Here is a 22,953-nt window from a genome sequence, read left to right on the forward strand (position 1 = left end):
CAAGGGATATGGACGTTCCGCAATACCGCGTTTCACGACGTGCTAGCTGGCTCTATGCGCTTCTCGGAGCGCGCAGCGTTGGACACAGTGCTGTGCGCCGTATCGGGCTGCGCATTGTTGGCTTCGTTGCCCTGCTGCTGGGAAGCGAATCGACTTTGGCTGCCGACTACGTGTACGACGCCAACGGTCGCCTTATCGCAGTGACCAATAGCGCCGGCGACACGGCGCGTTATCATTACGACACGCTGGGTAACATCAAGCGGGTTGAACGCCTGGCATCTGGCGCGCTCGCCATATTTGATTTCGCGCCACGTCACGGCGGCGCAGGAGACCGGGTCACGCTGAAAGGACGGGGATTCAGCGCTGCACCGGCGCAGAACACCGTTCACTTCAATGGAGTGCCTGCCAGCGTCATCGCCGCCAGTGGAGGCAGCCTGACAGTCACCGTTCCCTCGGCGGCCACCACTGGCGTGCTGACCGTCACCGTGGGTGCGCAGACGGCAAGCAGTGACGTGCCATTCGTCGTTGATGCACAACCTCGCGCCCCGCTCATCACCGCAGTCAGCCCTAACATCACCACAGTCGGGGCCGCGCTGACCATCAGCGGGCAGTCATTGCTCCCGCTCGCCGGGCAGACCAGTGCGCGCCTCGGCATGGCCCCACTGTCCCTGGAACAGGCTAGCAACACCGCACTTCAGGCCCTGCTTCCAAGTGGCGCGAGCAGCGGCAGAATCCGGGTCACCACTCCGTATGGAAGCGCAGTGAGTACGGACGACGTACTCGTTGTACCGCCGGGAATCGACGAGTCGACGATTGGCGCTGTGAAACGACTGGCTGTCGATGGCCAACTCAACGATCTTTCGACGACTGCAGCCGGTCAAGGCGTTGCCATCCTGTTCGATGCGCAGGGCGGAGACTACATAAGCGCCCAATTTTCCGCACTGGCCAGCGAGCTCAACTTTGCTCTCTATGGAGTCGGCAACAAACGCCTGGCCTCAGGCACAGTCTCGGCCAATTCGCCAAGTTTCCACATGCCTGCATTGAAGTCTGCTGGCACTCACCTGTTGGTGCTGACTCCCAAGGCGGGGCCACTGGCATGGAAGCTGCAGCTGGAGCGGTCCGTCGTCCTGGATGTTGATGGCGCGCTGCAGGAAGTAAGTACGAGCGTTGCAGCACAGAGTCGTCGACTGGTGTTCGACGCTCGCAAGGGAGTGCCGTTGGGGCTGGGTTTGGCGGAGAAGACCGGTCCTCCAGCGTGGGGTTCGGCAACAGTGACTGTGCAGGGGCCTGATGGAGGGCAGGCTGGATTCCAGCAGTGCACGCAGGCCAACAACGGATGCAGCCTCAATCTCTCGGCCCTGAGTACGGGCAGACACGCAATTCTGATAGCACCTGCAGCGTCAGGCACTCGCCTGTTGGCATTCCAGGCAGCGTTGTCCACTGACTCGCAGCACACTTTGGCGCGCGCCACGCCGTTGCCCATTTCCCTTTTGCGCCCTGGGCAGAATGCAAGGCTGAGCTTCACCGGAACGGCAGGTGAGGTGCTTGGACTCTTGGTTGCTGGTCAGACGACCCTGCCCGCAGGTCGCAATGTCTACTACCGGGTTCACCATCCAGATGGAACCCTCTGGAAGTCCCTCGCCGTAGCAAGTGGAATGGTAATGAACCTGGCCCTTCCAGCCACCGGCACCTATGACGTCGTGATCGATGCTGGATACGGGGAAACAGTTGCAACGGAGGTACTGTTGAGTGCCGGCGAGGGAAGTCCCGTCATTGATGGCGCCACTTCAACTCATGCACTTTCGCGGGCAGGGGAAGCTGCATATTTCCAGATCAACGCATCCCAAGGGGATTCTCTGGGCCTTGGCATCAGCAGCCTGATCATCGCGAACGGCAGCGGCGTGGTTGTGAACGTGTATCGCCCCAATGGTGTCCTGTTGGCCAACACGACCTGTCACCTGGTGAATGCCGGTTGCGATCTCAACCTGTCGTCGCTGGAAGCGGGCGTTCATGGTGTGGAAGTCGTGCCGCTTGATTCAACCCAGACCATGACGTTCAACGCAACGGTGTCCCGCGATCTTGTGGTGAACATGACCCGTGGCGCACCAACTGCTCTGGTCTTGCCCCGCCACGGCCAGAATGCACGCCTGGTCTTTCCAGCATCGGCCAGCGAAGTGATTGCTCTCAAGATCGCAGCGCAGACCACAGTACCAATGGGAGCAGGCGTGTACTTCCGGGCGCTTCGTCCGGATGGCACGACCATTGCCTCCGGCTACGCTGCGGGCGAGAAAACCCTGTTGATAGACACCAATGTCGCGGGCACGTATCAGGTCTTTGTTGACCCGGAACACGGTGCAACTACGACGTCAATGCTGACCCTGGAAGCGGGCGTTCTGGGTGAAATGGAGCAGGACGGCAGCATAGGGGAATATCAAAGCGCTGCAGGCAAGGATGTGTCCTTCACCATCAATGCGGTGGCAGGAAAGCACCTGGGCTTTGGCGTCAGTCATCTGAGCGTCAACAATGGCACGCACGTCCGGATATATGCCTACACGCCAAGTGGCGCCAGTGTGGGCAACGAAACATATTGCTATGTGAACAATGGAGGTTGCGACGTACAACTCTACAACCCTGTGAGTGGGACCTACAGCATCGTCATGCGCCCAGTGGGTACGACTCAGACGATGAAGTTCCGGGCTACGCTTTCGTCAGCGCTGCGCTCCACGCTTTCGCGGGATGTGCCATTCAATCTGAGCCTGGATCGGCGTGGCCAGGATGCCTTGTTGGCGTTCAGCGGCATGGCTGGCGAGACCGTGGCCTTCCAGATCTCGGGCCAATCCACCGTACCTGCAGCCAGGACGGTTGCTTATCGGGTCTATAAGCCCAGCGACCGAAGGGTGAGTTATCACATCGCCAGTATCCTCCCTGAGACGGGCGGGGCAGTGAACATTCGCCTGCCCGAGAGCGGCGAGTACTGGGTATACGCAGATCCTGAGTTTGGAGCGGCTGCGAGTGCCAGGATCACACTGTCCACCGGCACCACCAGTGGCATGGTTCTGGATGGTGCGGCGGCGGCATTTGTTGCAGATCAACCCGCGCAATCTGCGCATTACAGCTTCACTGCGGCGGCGGGCCAGCACCTTGGCTTTGCCGTCAGTGACCTAGCGGTTTCTGATGGCACGCATGTCCGAATATACGCCTATGCACCCAACGGGGACAGCTTCCAGGACGATTCGTACTGCTATGTAGAGCGGGGCGGCTGTGACATCGACATCTTCAATCCGGTTTCAGGGACCTATAGCGTGGTGCTGGTTCCGTCCGTGTCAGGGCAGCGCATGCAATTTACCGCGACGCTGTCCAGCAGTGCACCGGCTGAGCTGATTCGTGACAGCCCAAGCCAGATGACGCTTTCACGTCGCGGCCAGGACGGGGTGCTCACCTTCAATGGCACTCAGGGTGAGACCGTGGCACTGCAGGTGGCTGGCCAGGCAACCGCACCCGCTGGCAACAGCGTGCGCTACCGCATTTACAAACCGAGTGATCGAAGGTCCGGATATTTCTTCGGCTCGATCACGCCACTTACCGGCGGTTCGTTGAACATGTCGCTGCCAGAGACCGGCACGTACTGGGTATGGGCCGACCCTGACAATGGCGCAACCGCCAGCGCACAAGTCACCCTCTCCTCGGGCACCACTAGTGGCCTGTCCCATAGCGGCGGATCAGTGCCTGTGGAAACCATCCTTCCCGGTCAGACAGCCTACTTCAGATTCAATGCCGTCGCTGGCCAACATCTTGGCTTCGGCCTGAGCGATCTCGTTGTAAGCAGTGGGACGCAAGTTCGGATCTACGCCTACGCACCCAATGGCAGCAGCATCCAGGATGACTCGTACTGCTATGTTGCCGATGGAGGGTGCGACATCGACATCTACAACCCGACCACGGGCACTTACAGTGTCATGATCGTTCCGGAGCACAGCGACCAAGCAATGCAGTTCAATGCAACGCTTTCGTCCAGCAGGAGTATTGCACTGGAACGCGACGTTCCTGCCGTACTCGATCTGGCGCGTCGCGGTCAGGATGGCCTGATCACATTCAGCGGTACGCAGGGGGAGAGCCTGGCCTTCCAGGTGGTCGGGCAGACGACGTTGCCCGGAGATCGTCAGGTGATCTATCGGGTCTACAAGCCGAGCGATCGGCGGAGCGGCTACTACATCCATTCGGTCAGTCCGCAGACCGGTGGTTCGATCAATATGGTACTGCCGGAGACGGGTACGTATTGGATCTGGGCTGATCCAGTCAAGGGTGCAACATCCCGTTCGCACGTGACGCTCTCCACCGGAACGGTCAGTGGTATGGAGCGCGATGGAGCAGTGGCTCAGTTCATTTCGGCTTATCCCGGACAGTCAGCCCATTTCCGCTTCAATGTGACGGCTGGTCAGCACCTGGGCTTCGGGATCAGCGACTTGGCGGTCAGTAGCAACAACCATGTGCGCATCTACGCATACGCCCCCAATGGCGACAGTGTGGGCGATATCTCTTACTGCTACGTCGCTGATGGCGGCTGCGACATTGATATCTACAACCCCACCGCCGGAGCATATAGCGTCATCGTTTCGGCGACGGAGCCAGGACAGACCATGCAGTTCAAGGCAGGGTTGAGCAGCAGCGTCAGCCCTGCACTCGCTCGGGACGTGCCACTGAATCTGCAATTGGATCGTCGTGGCAAGGATGCAGTAATGACCTTCACCGGCAGTGCAGGGGAGTCGGTAGCCCTGCTTGTTGCCGGGCAATCCACCACGCCATCGGCGAAGACGGTTCGATACCGGATCTACAAGCCCAGTGATCGGCGTCGCACCTACGAGGTCGGCGTAATTACGCCGACATCGGGAGGGTCGATCAATCTGGTTCTGCCAGAGTCTGGAACGTACTGGGTCTGGGCAGATCCAGACAACGGTGCCACTACCAATGGGCAGGTTACCTTGTCCACTGGTGGATCGAACCCGCTGGTTGTGGATGGCCCGGACACCCAGTTTGCCTCGAGCCAACAGGGCCAGTCGGCGCATTTCAGATTCCAGGCAACGGCGGGGGGGCACCTCGGGTTCGCCATCAGTGGCCTGACCCTCAACGAAGGGAACCACGTCCGGGTGTACGCATACTCACCCAGTGGCGCCAGCATTGCTGACACGTCGTACTGCTATGTCAGCGACGGGGGCTGCGACATCGACTTCTACAACACCGTGGCCGGGGACTACAGCATCCTGGTCCAGACAGTGGCGCCAGGACAGACGATGCAGTTCAGTGCAACGTTGTCGTCCAACGTTGGGATCGCCCTGCAACGCGGCGTTGGTGCTCCACTTGCGTTGTCGCGTCGAGGTCAAGATGGCCTGCTGACCTTTGCGGGTGCGCAGGGCGAAAAGGTCACGTTGCAGGTGGCAGGGCAGGTCACGCAACCCGCCGGAGGTCGCGTTGTCTATCAGGTCTTCAAGCCCAGTGATCGGCGCCGCGGATATTCGATAGGAACGACGGGGCCGACGACGGCCTCAAGCCTGAACCTTACGTTGCCGGAGACGGGAACGTACTGGATCCTGGTGGATCCCGATCTTGGAAGGTCGGCCAACGCGACCGTGTCCGTCTCGAACTTGCCCTGAGCGTAGCAGCGAAGAGATCAACGACTATGAAGAATGGAATCTCCAAGTTCTGGGCAGTCAAGACTGGTCGACCCAAGGTGTTCGTCACTGGGTTGCTGCTGGGTGCACTGTCAATGGCTAGTTCGCTCTGGCATCTTGATGCAGGTCTCCTTCCCCCCGCGCAGGCCCGTGCGGCGGACACAAGTGCCAGTGATGTATGGCAGCCGTTGCCGGGACGGGAGCAGCGAACACAGCTCAATGATGGACGTTGGTTGACGTTGAACGCTGCTGGAACCCGGCTTCAGAAGGGGGAGGGCGGTCCGACTGGAGCCGCCAAAGTCACTGTCCTGCCGGCAGCGCGGCTCAACCCGAGCCTGACGCTGCTTCCCAGCGGTCGGGTTCTTGTCTGGGGAGGGGCCGACAAGAATGGAACCCTGCACCGTGACGGGCTCTGGTATGACCCCGCAAAGGATGAGCTCGCGCCAGCTGATGAGCTGACGCTGTCGCCACGCGCAGGTCACACGGCGACGGTGCTTACAGACGGCAGCGTGCTGTTCGCCGGCGGAGATACCGGTGTTGAGGGGATGCCTGCCGAATTGTGGAACGAGCGCAGCAACCGTACGCTCGCTCTCAGCGATGAAACCAGCATCGCGCGCCGTGGGCACGCAGCGCTGTTGCTGAGTGATGGTCGGGTGCGCCTCGCCGGTGGCGTTGATCGACGTGGCACTCAGCAGAATGCTGAATTGATCTACAGCCAGCAGGATGGGCGATTCTCCAATGCGCTTGCACATCAGGATCGTCAGCAGGCGGGGCTGGGGGGATCGATTCCCACCCAAGGCAGCAGGGACGTATTGCCCTCAGAGCGATTGTCAGTGCGCTTCACCCAGCCCATCAACATGGCCGACTTCTCCGCGACGTCGGTCACTTTGATTGGTCCTGGCGGATCTACCCCCATCGAGGTGATGCCGGTCGAAGGTGGCCGGCTCCTGTTTGTGTCACCGAAGCGGTCGCTGTTCCCCGCTTCACACTACACCTTGATGATCGATGGCGTGCGTACTACGGAGGGCAAGGCGCAGCCGTTGGTGGCGCTCGATTTTGGAACTGCTGCCCTCGATGCCTCAGGAGGTACGGTTGATCCGGGCGATGCCGATGCGGAGCCAGCAGGTGAGCGGGTCACTACTGGTCAGGCGGGGAACCAGGCCAGCTGCGAGCAGGCGGCCAACGGCTACCGGCCTTGCCGCGCACATGGCGTGGTCGAGAGCGGCGTCTGGTATCCGGGGCGCGACAACACTGATAACCGCTGGCGGATCTATGGCGGGGACAAGCGTGTTGAGCCTGCCGCGTACTCAGCCGCGATGGCAGCACGCTACAAGGTGACCGCGCTGCGCGGCCGGGTGGTCCGAGTGGACCAGATGCCGGTTGCAAACGTGGAGGTCAGTGTCGGCAGCATCTCGACCCGAACCAATGCTGACGGCTGGTTCGCGTTGTTTGACCTGCCCAAGGGCCATCAGGAATTGTACGTTGACGGAAGCACCGCCAATGTCGGTGATGATCAGTATGGGCAGTTCGTAGTTGGCGTAGAGGTCAAGGCTGGGCAGCTGAACGAGCTGCCCTACCTGATGCATCTACCCAAGATCAGTGCACGCGACAAGGTGCGAATTGCCTCACCGCTGAAGCAGGACCTGATTGTCAGCCATCCAGACATCCCTGGGCTGGAGCTGCACATCCCCAAAGGCACGGTCATCCATGACCGCAAGGGGCGACTGGTCAACGAGATCGCCATCGTTCCGACGCCGGTAAACAGGGCGCCATTCCCGGTGATGGAAAACCACCCCATGGCGTTCACGGTGGAGCCCGGTGCCGCCCAGGTGCGCGGCCTGGATCCCAATGCCCGCAATGGCATCCGCGTCTATTACCCGAACTACGACGGCTACAAGAAGGGCACCGAGGCTGACTTCTGGATCTACGATCCCACGGATGGCTGGCGGGTGTATGGGCGCGGCACGGTCTCCAAGGACGGGCGCCACTTTGTGCCCGAACAGGGCGTCGCCCTGCACGAGACGATGGGGGGCATGTACAGCGTCCCGGGTGGCAACGGAGCCAGCGAGCTTGGACTGGCCCCCGACAACTCCGGTGAATGTGGCTGTAGTGGTGACGCGGCCGTGGCGGGCGACCCCATTGACCTGAAGACCGGTGAGTTCACACACGCGGAAACCGATGTAGCCATCGATGATGTCGTGCCCATCACTGTAGGGCGCAATTACCGGCCAAACGACCTCAAACGCGGCGTCTTCGGTATCGGCATGTCGTGGAACTGGGGCTACACCCTCAATCGTCCCAATACTGCCAACTACGACGTGCTGGAGTTGGTACAGCCCAATGGCTCGGCACTTCGGTTCGATAGAATCTCCGGCACCGGCAATCAGGGAGAGTGGCGCCAAGCCGGCTCCAATACCCGCTTCGCCGGCGCATTGATAAAGACGGTCTACGATTCAGACCCTACCCAGCCTTGGGGACGCGCGTTCCTGCTTACGCTTCGTGATGGCTCGCGCATGCAGTTCTCAAGCTGGAACGACATCCGTGTGCGCTGGATTGAGGACCGCCACGGTAATCGGACGTCCCTTCTCTACAACGCAGGCCTGGTGTCGGAAATCATCTCGCCCAGCGGGCGTTCCGTCACCATTGCCTACGACGGCAGCAATCGCATCAAATCACTGCGGGACCACACCGGTAGGGAATGGTCTTATACCTACGACAGCAATGGGCTGCTCTCAAGGGCAACCTATCCAGATGCCACCTCCCGTCAATACACCTTCCAGACCCGCATTCAGAACGGGAGTGTCGTACAGCACCGCATTGAATCGATCACCAACCAGCGCGGGCATCGCCTGCTACTGAATCAGTTCGAGGTGGTCAACGGTGTTTCGACTGGTCGGGTGATCAAGCAGATCCAGGCCGATGGCGGCGAGATCAGCGTGGACTACGCGCATGTCGACAATGGTGTGAGCGGCACCCTGGTTACCGAGGTTGACGGCAGCAAGCGCAGGATCGTATTCGCCCAGGGGACACCGTACCCGGTATCGGAAACGATTGCCTATGGGACCGCCGATGCGCAGACCTTCACCTACGAGCGCAACAGCAATGGTCAGTTGGTTCGTAGCACAGATCCGTTGGGGCGGAAGACGGAGTACGTCTACAACAACGATGGCCAAACCACGCAGATCACCGCGCTGGCTGGCACCAGCAAGGCGCGTACGGTCAGCATGGCGTACAACGCTGATGGTGATTTGACGACCATCACTGATCCATTGAACCGCGTGACTAAGCTGGGCTACCAGAACCGTTGCCTCAGTTCGGTAACCGATCCACTCAACCGTACTGCGACTTACCGCTGCAACGCAGCAGGCCAGATGGTAAGCGCCACCGACCCGCTGCAAAGGACCCTGCAGCTCCATTACGACGGGTACGATCTTGTCGGTGTCACCGATCCCCTAGGCCGACGTACCAGCTATCGCTTTGATTCTCTGGGCCGTTTGATCGCGACCGAAGACCCGCAAGGCAATGTCGTGCGCCGCGAGTACGACATCATGGGGCGTGTCAGGAAGCTGCTGGATGCGCATGGAGCAGGGGTTGAGTACGGCTACGACGCCAACGGAAATGTTGATGCTGTGCTGCTGCCCAATGGCAACGGCATCACCTACACCTATGACGGTCGCGATCGCCTGCTGACGCGAACGGATGCCTCGGGCAAGGTGGAGCAGTGGACCTATGACCTGTCCGATCGCGTCACCAGCTACACCGATCGGATGCAGCGCAGCGTCACCAACACGTATGACGTGCTGGGACGACCGAAGACAACCACCTTCCCAGACGGGTCCACAGCTACTTATTCCTACGATGCCGGAAATCGAATCCGCACACTCACTGATACCGGTGCAGTTGGTGCACTGAGCTGGGACTACGATGAATCTGACGCGCTGATCGCCGAGTCCAGCCCGCAGGGATCAGTGGGATATGCCCACGACGCCGTAGGCCGACGCACGGAAATGCGCGCGGCGGCACAGGCCAAAGTCAGCTACGCCTATGACGCGGCTGACCGCCTTCGTCAGCTTGATCAGGGCATGGAATCGGTTCAGTTCACCTATGACGGTGCTGACCGCCTGAGCAACCTGACGCTACCCAACGGCATCGAAGTCGCGCATAGCTATGACGCCGGCAACCAGCTCACAGGCTTGGCGTGGCAGAAGCCTGGTCAACAAGCGATCGGCACCCTAGGCTTCGGATATGACAGCAACGGCCAGATCATCAGCCAAAGCGGTAGTTTTGCCAGTCAGATCCTGCCTGCCGCGACTACGGGCGCGAGCAGCTTCGATGATGCCAACCGCCAGCTGACGCACAATGGCCGCACGCTGAGCTACGACGACAACGGCAATCTCACAAGCGATGGCGTCCGCAGCTACATGTGGAACGTGCGCAACCAACTGGTGGAGATACGGGAGGGGGCCAGCACTCTGGCCACATTCGGCTATGACCCGCTGGGCCGACGCGTCGTTCGTACCGAAGGAAGTACCACCACTCAATACCTGTATGACGGTCAGAATGCCGTACAGGAGACTGTCGGAAGCACGGTCAACCCGATACTGACGGGTCTTGGAGTTGATCAGCGCTTCGCCCGCAACGAATCAGGCGGCCGGGCGTACTATCTGACCGACCATCTGGGCAGTACGCGTGGCCTGACCAATGGGGCCGGCGAGCTGCTGCAACGCTACGACTACACGCCCTATGGGCAGTTGCAGGCTTCTGCAGCAGGGAGCACCACCAACCCCTACCGCTACACAGGGCGGGAACAGGACGAAAGCGGGCTCTACTACTACCGGGCGCGGTACTACAGCCCGGACATGGGCCGGTTCATCAGTGAAGATTCCTATGGCTTCGCGTCTGGCGACGCGAATTTCTACGCCTACGCTCTAGGCAACCCGGTCAATTACAACGATCCTTCAGGACACATCGCGTGGTTTGTTGTGCTGCCGCTGATCTGGGCTGGGATAGAGATTGCCCTGTCCGTATACGACGCCTATGACACCGGAAGGACCCTGCTCGACCCCTGCGAGACCACCGAAGCAAAGGTGATCGCCGCCGTAGGATTCGGTATCGGGCTCGTCGCTCCTGGAGGTGGATACGGCGCGGGATCAAAGAAGGTCTATCAGTATGCTCTCCGGGCCAGGGCCGACGGCTGGTATCCTGTGATGACCAGAGGAAGTAAAAACCCCACCGCTCAAGTTTGGCTATCCAGGGGCGAATTGTGGAAATTTGGTACAACCCAGAATGCGGACAAGCGATACTCGCAGAAATATTTGAGTGGAATCGGCACGGGCGGAGTCGAGTTGAGGAAAGAGTTTGTCGGGACAAAAGCAGAGGCGCTGACTCTAGAGCAGATGAAAATTGACAACTTCCTCTCGCAGACAGGTCAGCTCCCTCCAGGGAATAAAGTAAGAAGATAGGGGTTTCAATGAAGCTGGATTTCACGGCCGACTACGATTGGCAATCGCGAATAGACAGGATCCTGTACTACTACGTAGACAATGCTTCAGAATTCGACGCTCGGTCCTATGGCGACGAGGTGACGAGCGTGGCATTGCTCCTGCTGTGTCAAGACCCCGAACTGAACCTTAGCCGTAGAGTGCAATTCCGCAGGAAGAAGGCAGAGTTTTATACCGATGTCATGCTGGACTTGCCGACCATCGTCCCGCTTTCGATGAAGGAAAAGATGCGATACGTTTCCCGGGAGCTACTTGAGCAGCTTTCGGAACAGCTCAACAAAGTGAAGTTCAAAGATTTCGATAAGATTCGTTTTATTGGCGACCTGGAGATTTGGCTGAAGGACATCGAAAGCCGATATGACGGCCAGACGTCGGGCGCGTGGCAGTACGATCCAGGTGAGGGGTCGTAGTCGCGCGGTGTGTCTTCCCTCGCGCCATTACTGCTCTGGCAGAGTTTTCGCTGGTTCTGCCCGGGCGGCCGACCAGAGCTTTGGCTCTCAGTAGTCTGCTCTGGCTGGAAGAGGGTGTCGCCCAGGGCGAACGATTGGGAAGATATATTGAGGGTAGGGGAGGGCTGCTCCCCGCTCTATGCCGAGCTGCGCTCCCCCTCCGAGATTGAGTAGCGCGTGGCCCAGCAAGTTCGGTGGCATGAGCGTGCCCGACGCCAAGCGGCTCAAGGACCTGGAGGCCGAGAACACACGCCTGAAGAAGCTGCTGGCCGAGCAGGTGTTCGAGAACGGCGCCCCCCACGAGGCGGTGGCCATCGAGGTGGAACGGGTCATTTCCGGGCAGGGGGTTGCCAGTGTGCTGGACAGATTGTCCGTTGAGCGCGGTTTGCCGCAAGTGATCACGACAGACAACGGCAAGGAGTTTTGCGGCAAAGCGAGGGTGGCGTGGGCTCACGAGAAGGAAATTGCCCTGCGCCTGATCGAGCCCGGCAAGCCGAAGCAACCAGCTCACAGGCTTGGCGTGGCAGATACGGGCGCGAGCAGCTTCGATGATGCCAACCGCCAGCTGACGCACAATGGCCGCACGCTGAGCTACGACGACAACGGCAATCTCACAAGCGATGGCGTCCGCAGCTACGTGTGGAACGTGCGCAACCAACTCGTGGAAATACGGGAAGGGGCCAGCACTCTGGCCACATTCGGCTATGACCCGCTGGGCCGGCGCGTCGTTCGTACCGAAGGAAGTACCACCACTCATTACCTGTATGACGGTCAGAATGCCGTACAGGAGACTGTCGGAAGCCAGGTCAACCCGATACTGACGGGTCTTGGAGTCGATCAGCGCTTCGCCCGCAACGACTCAGGCGGCCGGGCGTACTATCTGACCGACCATCTGGGCAGTACGCGTGGCCTGACCAATGGGGCCGGTGAGCTGCTGCAACGCTACGACTACACGCCCTATGGTCAGTTGCAGGCTTCTGCAGGAAGCGCCACCAACCCCTACCGCTACACAGGGCGGGAACAGGACGAAAGCGGGCTCTACTACTATCGGGCGCGCTACTACAGCCCGGACATGGGCCGGTTCATCAGTGAAGATTCCTATGGCTTCGCGTCAGGCGATGTGAACTTCTACGCCTACGCTCTAGGCAACCCGATCAGCTACAGCGATCCTTCTGGGCACATTGCGTGGTTTGCCCTGCTGCCATTGATTTGGGCTGGTGTGGAGATTGCGCTGTCAATACATGATGCGATCGATACCGGCCGCATCTTGATGGATCCATGTGCGACGTCCGAGCAGAAGACTGCGGCGGCGTCTCTATTCGTCGTCGGTGTATTCATGCCTGGAGCTGGCATGGTGTCGGATCCAGGAAGCTCGCAGGTTTCGCGCTGCATGGAAATTCGGAGCTCGGCGCCATTCGTGGGCTTGGGCAGCTGTCAGCGAAAGCCACGCCAGATTCCGGCAGTAGCTCGCGTCCCTCGGGGTGACCAGTCGGCCGCCCTTAAACGAAAAACCGACCCAAGGGCCGGTCAGTTTTCGAGCACGCATTGATCAGGCTCCATGCCAACGTAGGAGCCGGGGGCTGGGCAAGCGCTGTGCCAGCCACGCCTGCAGCCTAAGAACATAATATACATTATGCGAAATTATGTATCGAGCGTGATATGGCCTGGTGGTCCCTGACCTGCAACATTGCACGCGAATGGCGGCTGATGATGGCTGAGGCGGCTCCCCGGGCTGCAACTGCCCGGAAGGCGTCAACTACGGCGAAATCTAGTGTTATCTACCTAGCCGAAGCGCTCAGAATTCGCCGAGAACGGCGGTTCCGCGTGGGCGCCCCCAGTTCCGGCGCTGGGGCGTCCAATGTTGTCTACATGAGCCGTGGGCCGAGGCCCCGCCAGCGCGTGTAAAGCGCCCCCCGCAGGGGCGCTGCCCCTACACCCCGATTCATCGGTAACCAGCTAGGCCGTAGTCGACCATCACGCGCCGTCCATCCGGAAGAACGCCTGCATCAGCACTCTTCAACTCGTAGGGCGTGGCGTCTCCAACAAAGTGCGGCCAATCGTCTGATTCGAACCATGCGTCGAATTCATTGTCCGACATACTGCGTGCGCGAGGCATTACAACCAGTAATGGCCCAGGTGACGACCACAGTATGGGACAAAGGTTCGGGTAGCGCTGTTCCTTCCAAGCATCGACCTCGGCTTGATTGCAGCGTAGTCCTTGTGTGACCCGACGCAGACGGGACACGCGGGGGAACTTGACGGCGTATCGTCCTATGAGCAGTACGATACGGGAGGAACCTCTACACAAAGAAGGTCTTCCGAGTGCCACGATCTATCCCTCCCGACAACGTAGCCAATCGCCTTTGGCATTAAGAGCCAGGTGACCCATGCGCCAGGTCGAGCACTTCACTTAAGAGATATTTTGATTCGCAAACCCCGCGATCCAATCAGGCCTCAATTCCGCAACGACCGTTATTATTTGCTCGATGAAATCCACGGGCTGCGCGTCCAAAGTCCCACCAACATTCATCTGCATAAAGAATTCCCTAATGAATGGTGCCGTATACTTTGTTCTGAAGCTCCAGCCATCCTCAAGGTGTACATCAAACTCTCTCGATAAGCATCGCTTCGACCAAGAAATCACTGGCACCGAGAAGCCATCTCCCATCAACTTTCCGTCGATCATCAATACAAGGCTACGGGAATAATCTGGCGTCCCATGCGAAGCATCCAGATGCCACGAGAGGAATGCCATTGGCACGTACATCGACCCAGACCTCCCCTCCCCTACAACGCCTCGTAGAGGAAGCGCCCCCGAAGAAGAGGCGGACTCGGATACCACAAGAACGCCATCTTCATTGATCTTCGCTACGCGCCTTTTCCCGACGCTTTGATAGTCAATAAGATAGAACTCGCTATCGAGAGAGCCTTCCACCATTTTAATTGCAGTCACATTCCCTCCCCGCTGCAGTGACAGCGCTGTTTGCCGCCTTGGCCGAACCAGCACCAACCAAGCCGAGCGTCCACGGAAAACTTGTGTTCCCAGATCGCGCAATGGCTCGGGCAGCGTCGCCCCCATTCTTCGCCAGTATTTCCTGTGCTCCGGGATAGCCGAACCTGTTACTGATCTTCGGCAAAAGAGTATCCAGTGGGCGGCCACGATAGTAGGACTTCAGAGCATTTCTCGCCGCCACTGTCTGTTCCAAAGACAAGCCTGCCCTCGGAAGCTGACCAACCTTATATACATAGCTGACGCGTCCCACCGGCACTACTAATCCCGCAGCAATTCCTGCCCACTCGGAACCTCGATAGCTGCTCGAGCACTTGTTCACGCTGCCGATGCCTGCCCAGTCCCTGAAGTCGGAGGTCAGGCCTCCACTGATACCGTCACCCAAACCCGCTGCTCCGTCAACCAGCCAATCCGGCAAATTAGGCAAATCCGCTGCTTCGAAAAGTCCCAATGGATCGCTGATTCCGATAGGACTTAAGTTTACGTAGCCGTAGCTGGAGATCCCCCCCATCAGCCCAATCGGATCACTCTGCGAATACCGCCCCACCGCCGGGTCATACTCGCGCTGGTAGTTGTAGAACAACCCACTCGCATCCGTCGCCTGCTGGCCTGGGAAGCGCAGCGCAAGCCCGAACGCTACACCATCGCCATCCGGATCTGCGCTCGGAATCTGGTTACCGAACGCCTCGCTCTTGTTGCTCCACTCCCAGATCGCCACATCGCGCGCCGGGTCGATCACCACACGCGGCGTACCCAGATGGTCCGGCTGGATGTAGGCCAACTCCGGCACACCTGTGCTTGGCACATTGATCAGTGCCATCGGGTAGTTGTCCAGCCAGATGGCCTGCTGCTGCGCCTGGCCCGTGGCCGAATAGTTGCCCAGCCATTGCCCGGCCTCATCGTACAGCGTGATCTGAGCTGCGCCACCGGCTGGAGTACGCAGCACGCGCTCGCCGCGATGGTTGTAACCGTAGCTTTCCAGCACGGCATTGCCCTGCTTCACCGCGTTCATGCGGTTGGCATCGTTGTAGGTGAGCGTCTTGCCGCCGATGCTGGTGGTGTTGCCCGCCGCGTCATGGTTGCGCGCTTCGCCGTCCACCGCAGTCAGGCGGTGGCTGGTTGCGGGATAGGTGTAGCTGGCGGTGCCTGCCGAGGTGGTCAGCGCGGTCCGATTGCCGGTGGCGTCATACGCATAGCTTTCAATCGGCGTGCCGGTCGCGCCGTCCTGGGTCTGGGTCAGGCGACCCAGCGCGTCGTAGGCGTAATTGGCCAGCACCGTCGAGCCTGTGCCGTTCTTCAGCTCGGTGATCGAACCGACCGGGTCATAGCCATAGCCCAGCGACAGGCCGCCCGCGGCCGGGTCGTGCACCGCCTGCGGGCGATAGTCCAGGTCCAGCGGACGCTGCAGCTGGCGGCCATTGCCATAAGTCCAGCCCGTCGCCGGGCCGAAGGCCGCGTAGGTCACGCTGTTCACCACGATCTGGCGGGCCTGGCCGGGCCGGGTCAGTCCGATCTGGCTGATGCGCCCTTGGGTATCGCGCACGTAGTCGGCCACGCTGCCATCGGGGTAGGTCAACGCAGTCAGACGGCTCGACTTGCTGTAGGCGTAGCGCAGCGTGCTGGCGACACCATTGATCGTCTGCACTTTACGGGTGACCTGGCCGAAGCGGTCATGGCAGTACTGGGTGCTGCCATTGGCGTGCAGCACCTGCCCCAGGCGCCCCTTGGCAAAGCGCTCGTCGGCGGTACACGCGGCAGGCGCCACGTCGTAGCTGTAGCCCACGTCCAGATTGGGGTCCGGGTAGGCGATGCCGATCAGGCGGTTGAGTGCATCGTAGTGATAGGTGGCGGTGACGCCACGCGCATCGGTGGCCGTCTTGCGGTTGCCGGCGGCATCCACGGTGAAGCTGCTGGCGCCAGTGTCCGGGCTGACCTGTCCAGTCAGGTCACCGAAACTGTTGTAGGCGTAGGTGGTATGCAGGCCCTTCGGGTCGGTGACCTGGGTGACCTGGTCCAGCGCGTTGTACTGGCTGCGGATCTCCGCTGCCACGCCATCGACATCCTGCAATGTGCTGGCCAGGCGATTGAGCGGATCATACCCGAGCTGGGTTCTTCGACCGAGCGCATCGGTAACCTGGGTGGCGTTGCCATTGGCATCGTAGCCAATGTCGGTGGGGTCACCGCTGGAGGTAGCCATTGTTGTCAGCTGGCCGAGCTGGTCGTAGATGCGCGAAAGTGTGTGTGTGAGTGCGCCGCTGGCATCGAGCGTGTCCTCTGTCACCCGATTGCCCGCATTGTCGAGGGTGTACTGCCGCGTGTTGCCGGCATTGTCGGCAATGCTTGTAAGCCGCTTGGCCGCATCATAGGTGAACACAACAAAGGCGCCGTCTGGTTGGGTCGCCTGCTTGACGAGGCCGTTGGGCCAATATTCAAAGCGAGTGATCTGATCATCGGCCTGGCTCGATTCATCAGGTCCTCGAACGATGCGGGTGGTGAGCCAGCCACGTGGGTGATAACCGTAATCGGTGACTACGCCGTTGGCGTCTCGCATCGAGAGTACTCGGCCTGCACCGTCGTAGGCCAAGTACTCGGTGATGTGCCCCAGTGCATTGCTGATCTTCCATAGATCCCCCTTCCTATGCGAGCAAGTGGTGGGGGTGCCGGAACAGGCCGCGTCATCGGAGGCGTAATATTGATAGGTCGTAAGCTCCGCAACATCGCCGCGGGGGCCTTTGATCGAAGTCAGCAAGCCCACGAATGGGCAGTTTCCCGCGTTGACGTCGGCCTGCTCGCAATAGGTCGTGGTGGTGGTCCGAGCCAAGCTGGAAGCGGGATCGTGCGACGTTGCGCCTACTGCTTGCCCGCGGGCGTTGTATGCCCATGTCCAGCGTTCGACCTGCACGTTCGCTGCATCGTAGATGCGGCGCTCGATGGGCACCCGGAACTGGGGGTGCCAGTCAGTCTGTATGGTGCGCCTGTAGCCTTGGGTGTCGTTGGAGGCGCTGATCTGCTGGGTCAGCAGGCCCCGGGCATCATAGTCCTCGTCGGTGGTAACCCCGTTGAAGTCCGTCAGGACGTCGGGATAGCCATTGGCGTCGTAGCTGCGCTGGCTGATCTGCGAGCCGCCGCACTGACTGCATAGCTGGTCAATCGACGTTTGCTTGGTGCGGCCCAGGGCAAGAGTGTAGGCATAGGTGGTGGTGTTGCCCAGCGCATTGGTAACCTGTGATTGTTGTGAGCCATAGGACACTGACACCCGATCGATCGGGCTGTCCAAGCCGCCATGCCAGCTTGCAACGGCGCGACCCTGGGTGTCGTACTCCCAATTCGCAAAGGTCTGGCCGGTTTCATCCACGATTCCCGTCAACAGCAGGGGGTCGTCGCTGTCAGTGTAGGCATAGCCGACGGTGGAGAACGTCGCGCTTGCTCCTTCCGTGGTGTCATACCTCACCCGGCTGAGGTTCTGCTGGGTGTAGATGTACTTGACGGTGCGCCCATCTGGACGAGTTACCGTACTCAGGCGGCCGGAGGAGTAACTCATGCTCAAGCGGCGCCCTCGCCTATCGGTGACGTCCCGCAATGCGCCGGCCGAGGTGTAGCGCAGGCTCAGCACATCGCCGTCAACATAGCTTATGCGTACCAACTTGCCATCGAGATTGAACTGGTAACGGATATCGTCGTCACCAGTGACCTCCCATCCGGTTTGCGCGCCATTCTGTTTCACCACCTTCAAGCGCTCACGCACGTCCGCGTCGGGTAACCAGACATCCTGGTCTTGGCCGACAAAGCGATAGCTGTCGCCGCTGGGCAGGTTCAGCCGGCGCACCAGTACTGCCCCCTCGTCGGCAGTGGCCAGCGAAATCTGGAAGCTGTGACGCCAGCGCGGCCCCAGCTCGATGCCGGGATTGCTGTCGATGGACAGGCTGTTGTAATGACGTTGCAACGATAGGTGGCCAGACGCGTCCGACACATCCGTCTCGGTCTGAACCTTGATGCCCAGCAGTGCATTGATCGGATTACCCACCTGCGTGGAGCCGGTGGTCACGTCGCACTGGTTGTTCTTGCCAGGATCCCAAGGCGGCAGCACCACGCCGCCGCAGTACTCGTCGACGATCCGCGGGTTTTCGCAGTGGTAGGTCCCGAGACCGAACAGGGCGTTTGACGCATCATCCCAGCATGATTGTGACCCGGGGCTCGCGCCTGCCTCCTGGTACAGCTCCACACATTCGGTGGGAACTTCAGCCCATGCCGGTCCTGCGGCCAAGCAAGCGAAGACACCCATCCATGCAATTCGACCCATCCTGTGGTCTCCCGGCAATCCATTAAAGCGGCCGAACCCGCATCAACGCGGCATCCTTCCGGCGTCGGTCACCGCCGCATCAGCAGCCAGTGAGTGCGGCCGAGTCTAGTTTGCTCCGGGCGGTCATACGTTATGGTCATGTGAGGGTCATTCGGGTGATTACCCGTTTTCACGCCGCCCTTCGCCCACTATAGTGCCAGCCCTCACAAGGACGAGACGGCACACATGCCCTATATCGGAATCGGACTCCACGTACTGGCAGCCATCTACTTCGCGGTGCACGCCATCCGCTCAGGCCAGAGCCTCTACTGGCTCATCCTGCTCTTCTCGTTCCCGCTGCTCGGCAGCGTCGTCTACTTCCTGGCGATCTACTTCCCGGAAGTCCGTCACTCGCGTGGCGCCCGGCAGGTCGTCCGTTCCGCCAAGCAGCTCATGGACCCGGGCCAGGACCTGCGCAACGCTCGCGCCGAACTTGCGCGCACGCCCACCGTGCAGAATCGTGTTCGCCTGGGCATGACGCTGCTGGATGCCGGCCAGGCGGAGGAAGCCAGAACCCTGCTTGAGCAGGCGGCCAGCTCGCCGTTGGGCGACGATCCCCACATCCTGACCGGCCTGGCGCGTGCCCGCCTCGAGTCCGGGCATCCCGCGCTTGCGGTTGAGACGCTGGACGGCCTGTTTGCCCGCCACCCCGACGTGCGCCGCAAGCCAGAACAGACCCTGCTTTACGCGCAGGCACTTGCAGCCTCTCAGGCGCCCGGCACCCGCGCCGCGTTCGAGCGCGCTGTGGAATGCGGAAACGATGCGGCCGCCCGCTTCCTGTACGCCGAGTGGCTGATGGCGCAACCGCAGCCCGCCGACCGCGAGCAAGCCCGCAGCCTGTTCGCCAGCATCATCGACGATGCCCAGCACTGGTCGCGCCACGCGCGCAGCCACAATGCCGTCTGGTTGGAGCGGACCAAGGCCGCGTTGAAGGGCTACTGACGCCTGGCAGCCGTTGGCAATCCTGTCGCATCTGCCTCGCTCACAGCCTCGCCGGGCAGATGCCGACACTCGCTAGGCTTGCACCACCGACATCGCCGATAGAGTTGCAGCGCAAGGCTCCAGCTTGGTTGCGTCGTATGCAACGATTCTGAAAATGTTGAAAGTAGTGACGTCATCAGCCCTACTGCATTGGCATCACGCATAGGTCCGCGTATTCCTTGCCCTGCCACCGTGCATCGGTGGTCGGGATTCGAAACCCCGGTTGTGTGGATGTTGCTCGCACTTGCCAGCCGGCACTGCTTCGCGCGGTGCCGGCTGGCAATCCGTCAGTCGGCTATGGCGGGCGGTGCGTGGAGGCCTTGCGCCTGCCCGGTCATCCACACACGGGGTTTCGAACCACGCATCGTCCGCCACCTTTATCGGTGGCGGCTTCTGCATGCACGCAAGGAGCCCAGCCATGACCCAGCCCCACTCCCCTGCCCCGCACCCGATCCACGACGTGCCCGCCAACGGCCCAGCGTTGGATCCGAACACGCTCATCGCCCTGCTGCACAGCATCGGCGCCGGCGCCGCCTCCGACGGTCAGCCTTGGCCTGAGCGCCATCAGATGCCGGGCAGACGCATCGCCCTGGCGGACACCGATTACTCCTTGGCCGGCCTTCGGGTGGTGCTGGAGATCCTGCTGGCCGCACAGCGTGCCCGCGAGAACGGCGAACTGGAGCAATACGTCGGCCCGCGCGTCATGGAAGGGCTGATCATGGCTGGGCTTGGCCTCGCGGCACACGCCAGTACACGGGTACGCCCGGACGGCTGAGTGACCCGGCATCGCTGGGCGGCCACCGCGCTCTGTCTCGTCGCGGTGGTTGCGGCACAGGCGAAGTGGCCCGCGCCACCGGTGCCCTCGCCTATCGGGTTCCAAAGCATCAACGACGATCGACTCTCACAGCTGCGCCGCCAGGCGATGCAGTTCGTGGAGTCTCGGCCACGACAGGGCTTCCAGTTCGTCGAGCGGCATCGAGATACCGAGTTCCAGGTTCATTGCCGAGGCGTACCCGTGCTGTGGCTGGAGAGACGCTCGCAACATCTGCTGCTGCGGGTCTCATTGGACGCGGAGCAGCGGGCGCCCGCCGTTCTGCAGCTTGGTACGTTGCTTCAATGGCAGCTGCAACCGTTGGGCCACTTGGAGCAGGTGCTGGCTGGCGTGCCGGAACCTGTTCTGTTGGATTGGGTGCTGCAGGTGTTCGCGGGCGAGGTGCCTGACAGGATGCGATGTGGCATGCAGTAGTCGAGCCTGGCTCGACGCTACAAGGGCGTGGGTTGATGCCCCCTCGGCTAGCGGTAAGGCTCGAAAGTCATTTCGCCATCGGGACCGCCCTCGACGATGTACTTCCCGCCTCCTCCGCGAATATTGGAGCCCTCATAGGGAAGTGGCATGAGCTGCACAACCACACTTGAACCCTCCAGGTAGACGATTGCCTTGTAGTTATCAATATCCGCCAAGTGGCGATCCAGCCCAGTAGTGCCATGTGCTTGTGCCTTCAGCCTGCGGCCAAAGTCCTGATAGGCCTTGGAAAAGGCAGAAATCACAATCGACCCTGAGATCTGAGTTGCTTCTGACCCCAGCGCAACAGGCGGGAACAGCGCCACTCCGAGTCCGACCGCGACAGCCAGGCCACAGCCCTTTCGAATCAATCCATTCATGATATGTCCCTCCCTCCGTAGCTGCCTGATGTCGCCCTGCCGGTAGATTTCGTTCCAGCACCGTACGATCTGGCAAAACCTATGAAGCCTTCGCTTCCCGGAGACGAAGCAGGCCGACAGACCCGACTTTCCACATGGCAAATGCTATGCAAAGAGAGAAAGCCACAAATGCCAAGCCCGCAAACCCATAGTCTCGCCCGCCATCAGCAAGATCAATGAGCACGAAAACAAGGAGTACTGAATTCACGGCAGCCCCAAGGCAGGCAACCAGCCTGAGTGCCCAGAAGAACATGATGTAGTAAGCCCGAAGAAATCTCTTGTATCTACTCATCTCAAGGACACCCGGACCCTTTCCCCGCCTGCAACCCAATCACGTAGAGCCTGACTGAGCCGCCAAGCTCGCATCCCACGTAGGAAGACGGCGTCTCTCTTCCTATCGTTTGCTGGCACATCGCTGAGCCGCCATGCGAGCCGCTTGCTCAAGCTCGGAATCCGCGTCCCTCACGCCCTTCAGCGCGGCACTCTTGAGCCATGCGAATGCCTCACTAGATGACTCACAGTCCTGTTTGTCCCTCAACATGAAGAACACGTTGTACTGTGCAATCGGGTGTCCCAGTGCTGCGGCATAGACGAGCCACATATGGGAGTTCTCAATCGTGCCGTTGTCCTCAAAGTGGCGTGAAATCCGAAACGCCGCCTCAGCATCGCCTGCATCTGCGCGCCCAATCAACGCAAGTAGCTGCTTGTCGTCAAGCTCCGCGCCACTATCCGTTGCGATCGAGCCGTCAAGCTCAACTTTCGGCCCGTCCGGTTGAGGGGGCACCTGCGCATTAACCAACCCGGCGCCCGCCAGGCACAGGAGAAGACCGGTTTTCTTGAATATGGTCATTTGACGCCGCCCTCGGTCATGAGATTCACGCCCCAGGATTGCTGTTGTCCTTTCCCCTTCGGGTGTTCTGTCGAGCATGCCTTGACTCTACAAAAGAGCCGGGTGCGAGGCCTCGGGTTCGTGGATGGAGCCCTCAAGCAGGGCAACGTAGGTATCCAGCCTGGTGCGAATGCCGATCAGCATCCAGCCCAACAGGTACAGCAGCACCATGGCGAAGATCAGCAGTGTGCCCAGTAGGCCAACATCGAAAGCGCCTGCCCAGTCGCCCCATTTCCATCCGCGGAACTGCAGGTAAAGGGCAATCAACAGCGGAAACGGTCCAAGCCGCTGCAGGCCGCCATACATCATGCCCATGCGCTCAATCATGTTCGTGCGCAGCTGGCTGACGTACTTGAGGCGCCGCTCACGCTGGACGCGCGGGAATTCGCGAAGCTCGGTCACCACCGCTTGCCAGTT

12 protein-coding genes and 1 pseudogene are annotated in these 22,953 nt (G+C 60.5%); 8 read left to right on the forward strand and 5 right to left on the reverse strand.

What is annotated here, in order from left to right:
* The first annotated feature begins 8 nt into the window (after window positions 1-8).
* The 5 genes and pseudogenes from AB1281_RS08985 to AB1281_RS09005 all read left to right on the forward strand — a co-directional run bounded on the left by AB1281_RS08985 (window position 9) and on the right by AB1281_RS09005 (window position 13,165).
* Entirely contained in the window at window positions 9-5,648 is a 5,640-nt protein-coding gene (locus AB1281_RS08985; RefSeq protein WP_430345638.1) for an IPT/TIG domain-containing protein, read from the forward strand.
* 26 nt (window positions 5,649-5,674) lie between these two features.
* Complete coding sequence (locus tag AB1281_RS08990; protein ID WP_430345639.1) at window positions 5,675-11,128, forward strand: RHS repeat-associated core domain-containing protein; 5,454 nt, start codon at window positions 5,675-5,677, stop codon at window positions 11,126-11,128.
* 8 nt (window positions 11,129-11,136) lie between these two features.
* On the forward strand, window positions 11,137-11,577 hold the full coding sequence (locus AB1281_RS08995) for a hypothetical protein (protein ID WP_430345640.1): 441 nt from the start codon (window positions 11,137-11,139) through the stop codon (window positions 11,575-11,577).
* 217 nt (window positions 11,578-11,794) lie between these two features.
* Window positions 11,795-12,127: pseudogene (locus AB1281_RS09000) on the forward strand (integrase catalytic domain-containing protein); the annotation flags it as partial.
* Between the two features lie 150 nt (window positions 12,128-12,277).
* Window positions 12,278-13,165 (forward strand): RHS repeat-associated core domain-containing protein, encoded by an 888-nt coding sequence (locus AB1281_RS09005; protein WP_430346984.1) that lies wholly within the window; start codon window positions 12,278-12,280, stop codon window positions 13,163-13,165.
* An 861-nt stretch (window positions 13,166-14,026) separates the two neighbouring features.
* Here the strand turns inward: AB1281_RS09005 and AB1281_RS09010 are convergent.
* Complete coding sequence (locus tag AB1281_RS09010; protein WP_430345641.1) at window positions 14,027-14,569, reverse strand: hypothetical protein; 543 nt, start codon at window positions 14,567-14,569, stop codon at window positions 14,027-14,029.
* The gene (locus AB1281_RS09015) at window positions 14,556-18,926 is read right to left on the reverse strand and encodes an RHS repeat-associated core domain-containing protein (protein ID WP_430345642.1); all 4,371 of its coding nucleotides are present in this window, start codon (window positions 18,924-18,926) and stop codon (window positions 14,556-14,558) included. The genes AB1281_RS09010 and AB1281_RS09015 overlap by 14 nt, the downstream gene beginning before the upstream one ends.
* Before the next feature lie 225 nt (window positions 18,927-19,151).
* Between AB1281_RS09015 and AB1281_RS09020 the strand changes: the two genes are divergently transcribed.
* The 3 genes from AB1281_RS09020 to AB1281_RS09030 all read left to right on the forward strand — a co-directional run bounded on the left by AB1281_RS09020 (window position 19,152) and on the right by AB1281_RS09030 (window position 21,192).
* Window positions 19,152-19,907 carry a tetratricopeptide repeat protein gene (locus AB1281_RS09020; protein ID WP_430345643.1) on the forward strand — a complete coding sequence of 252 codons (756 nt, stop codon included), beginning with the start codon at window positions 19,152-19,154 and terminating at the stop codon, window positions 19,905-19,907.
* Window positions 19,908-20,364: 457 nt separating this feature from the next.
* Entirely contained in the window at window positions 20,365-20,721 is a 357-nt protein-coding gene (locus tag AB1281_RS09025; RefSeq protein ID WP_430345644.1) for a hypothetical protein, read from the forward strand.
* Entirely contained in the window at window positions 20,722-21,192 is a 471-nt protein-coding gene (locus AB1281_RS09030) for a hypothetical protein (protein ID WP_430345645.1), read from the forward strand.
* Window positions 21,193-21,239: 47 nt separating this feature from the next.
* Here AB1281_RS09030 and AB1281_RS09035 read toward each other — a convergent pair whose 3' ends face one another.
* The 3 genes from AB1281_RS09035 to AB1281_RS09045 form a co-directional block, all read right to left on the reverse strand.
* Window positions 21,240-21,608, reverse strand: a complete 369-nt coding sequence (locus tag AB1281_RS09035; RefSeq protein WP_430345646.1) for a hypothetical protein — start codon at window positions 21,606-21,608, stop codon at window positions 21,240-21,242.
* Between the two features lie 433 nt (window positions 21,609-22,041).
* Complete coding sequence (locus AB1281_RS09040; RefSeq protein WP_430345647.1) at window positions 22,042-22,497, reverse strand: hypothetical protein; 456 nt, start codon at window positions 22,495-22,497, stop codon at window positions 22,042-22,044.
* A gap of 87 nt (window positions 22,498-22,584) precedes the next feature.
* Window positions 22,585-22,938 (reverse strand): hypothetical protein, encoded by a 354-nt coding sequence (locus AB1281_RS09045; protein WP_430345648.1) that lies wholly within the window; start codon window positions 22,936-22,938, stop codon window positions 22,585-22,587.
* Window positions 22,939-22,953: the final 15 nt, after the last annotated feature.

Origin of the sequence: Stenotrophomonas sp. NRRL B-14846 (assembly GCF_050473585.1) — a bacterium.
In the GTDB taxonomy this organism is placed as follows: Bacteria; Pseudomonadota; Gammaproteobacteria; order Xanthomonadales; family Xanthomonadaceae; genus Stenotrophomonas.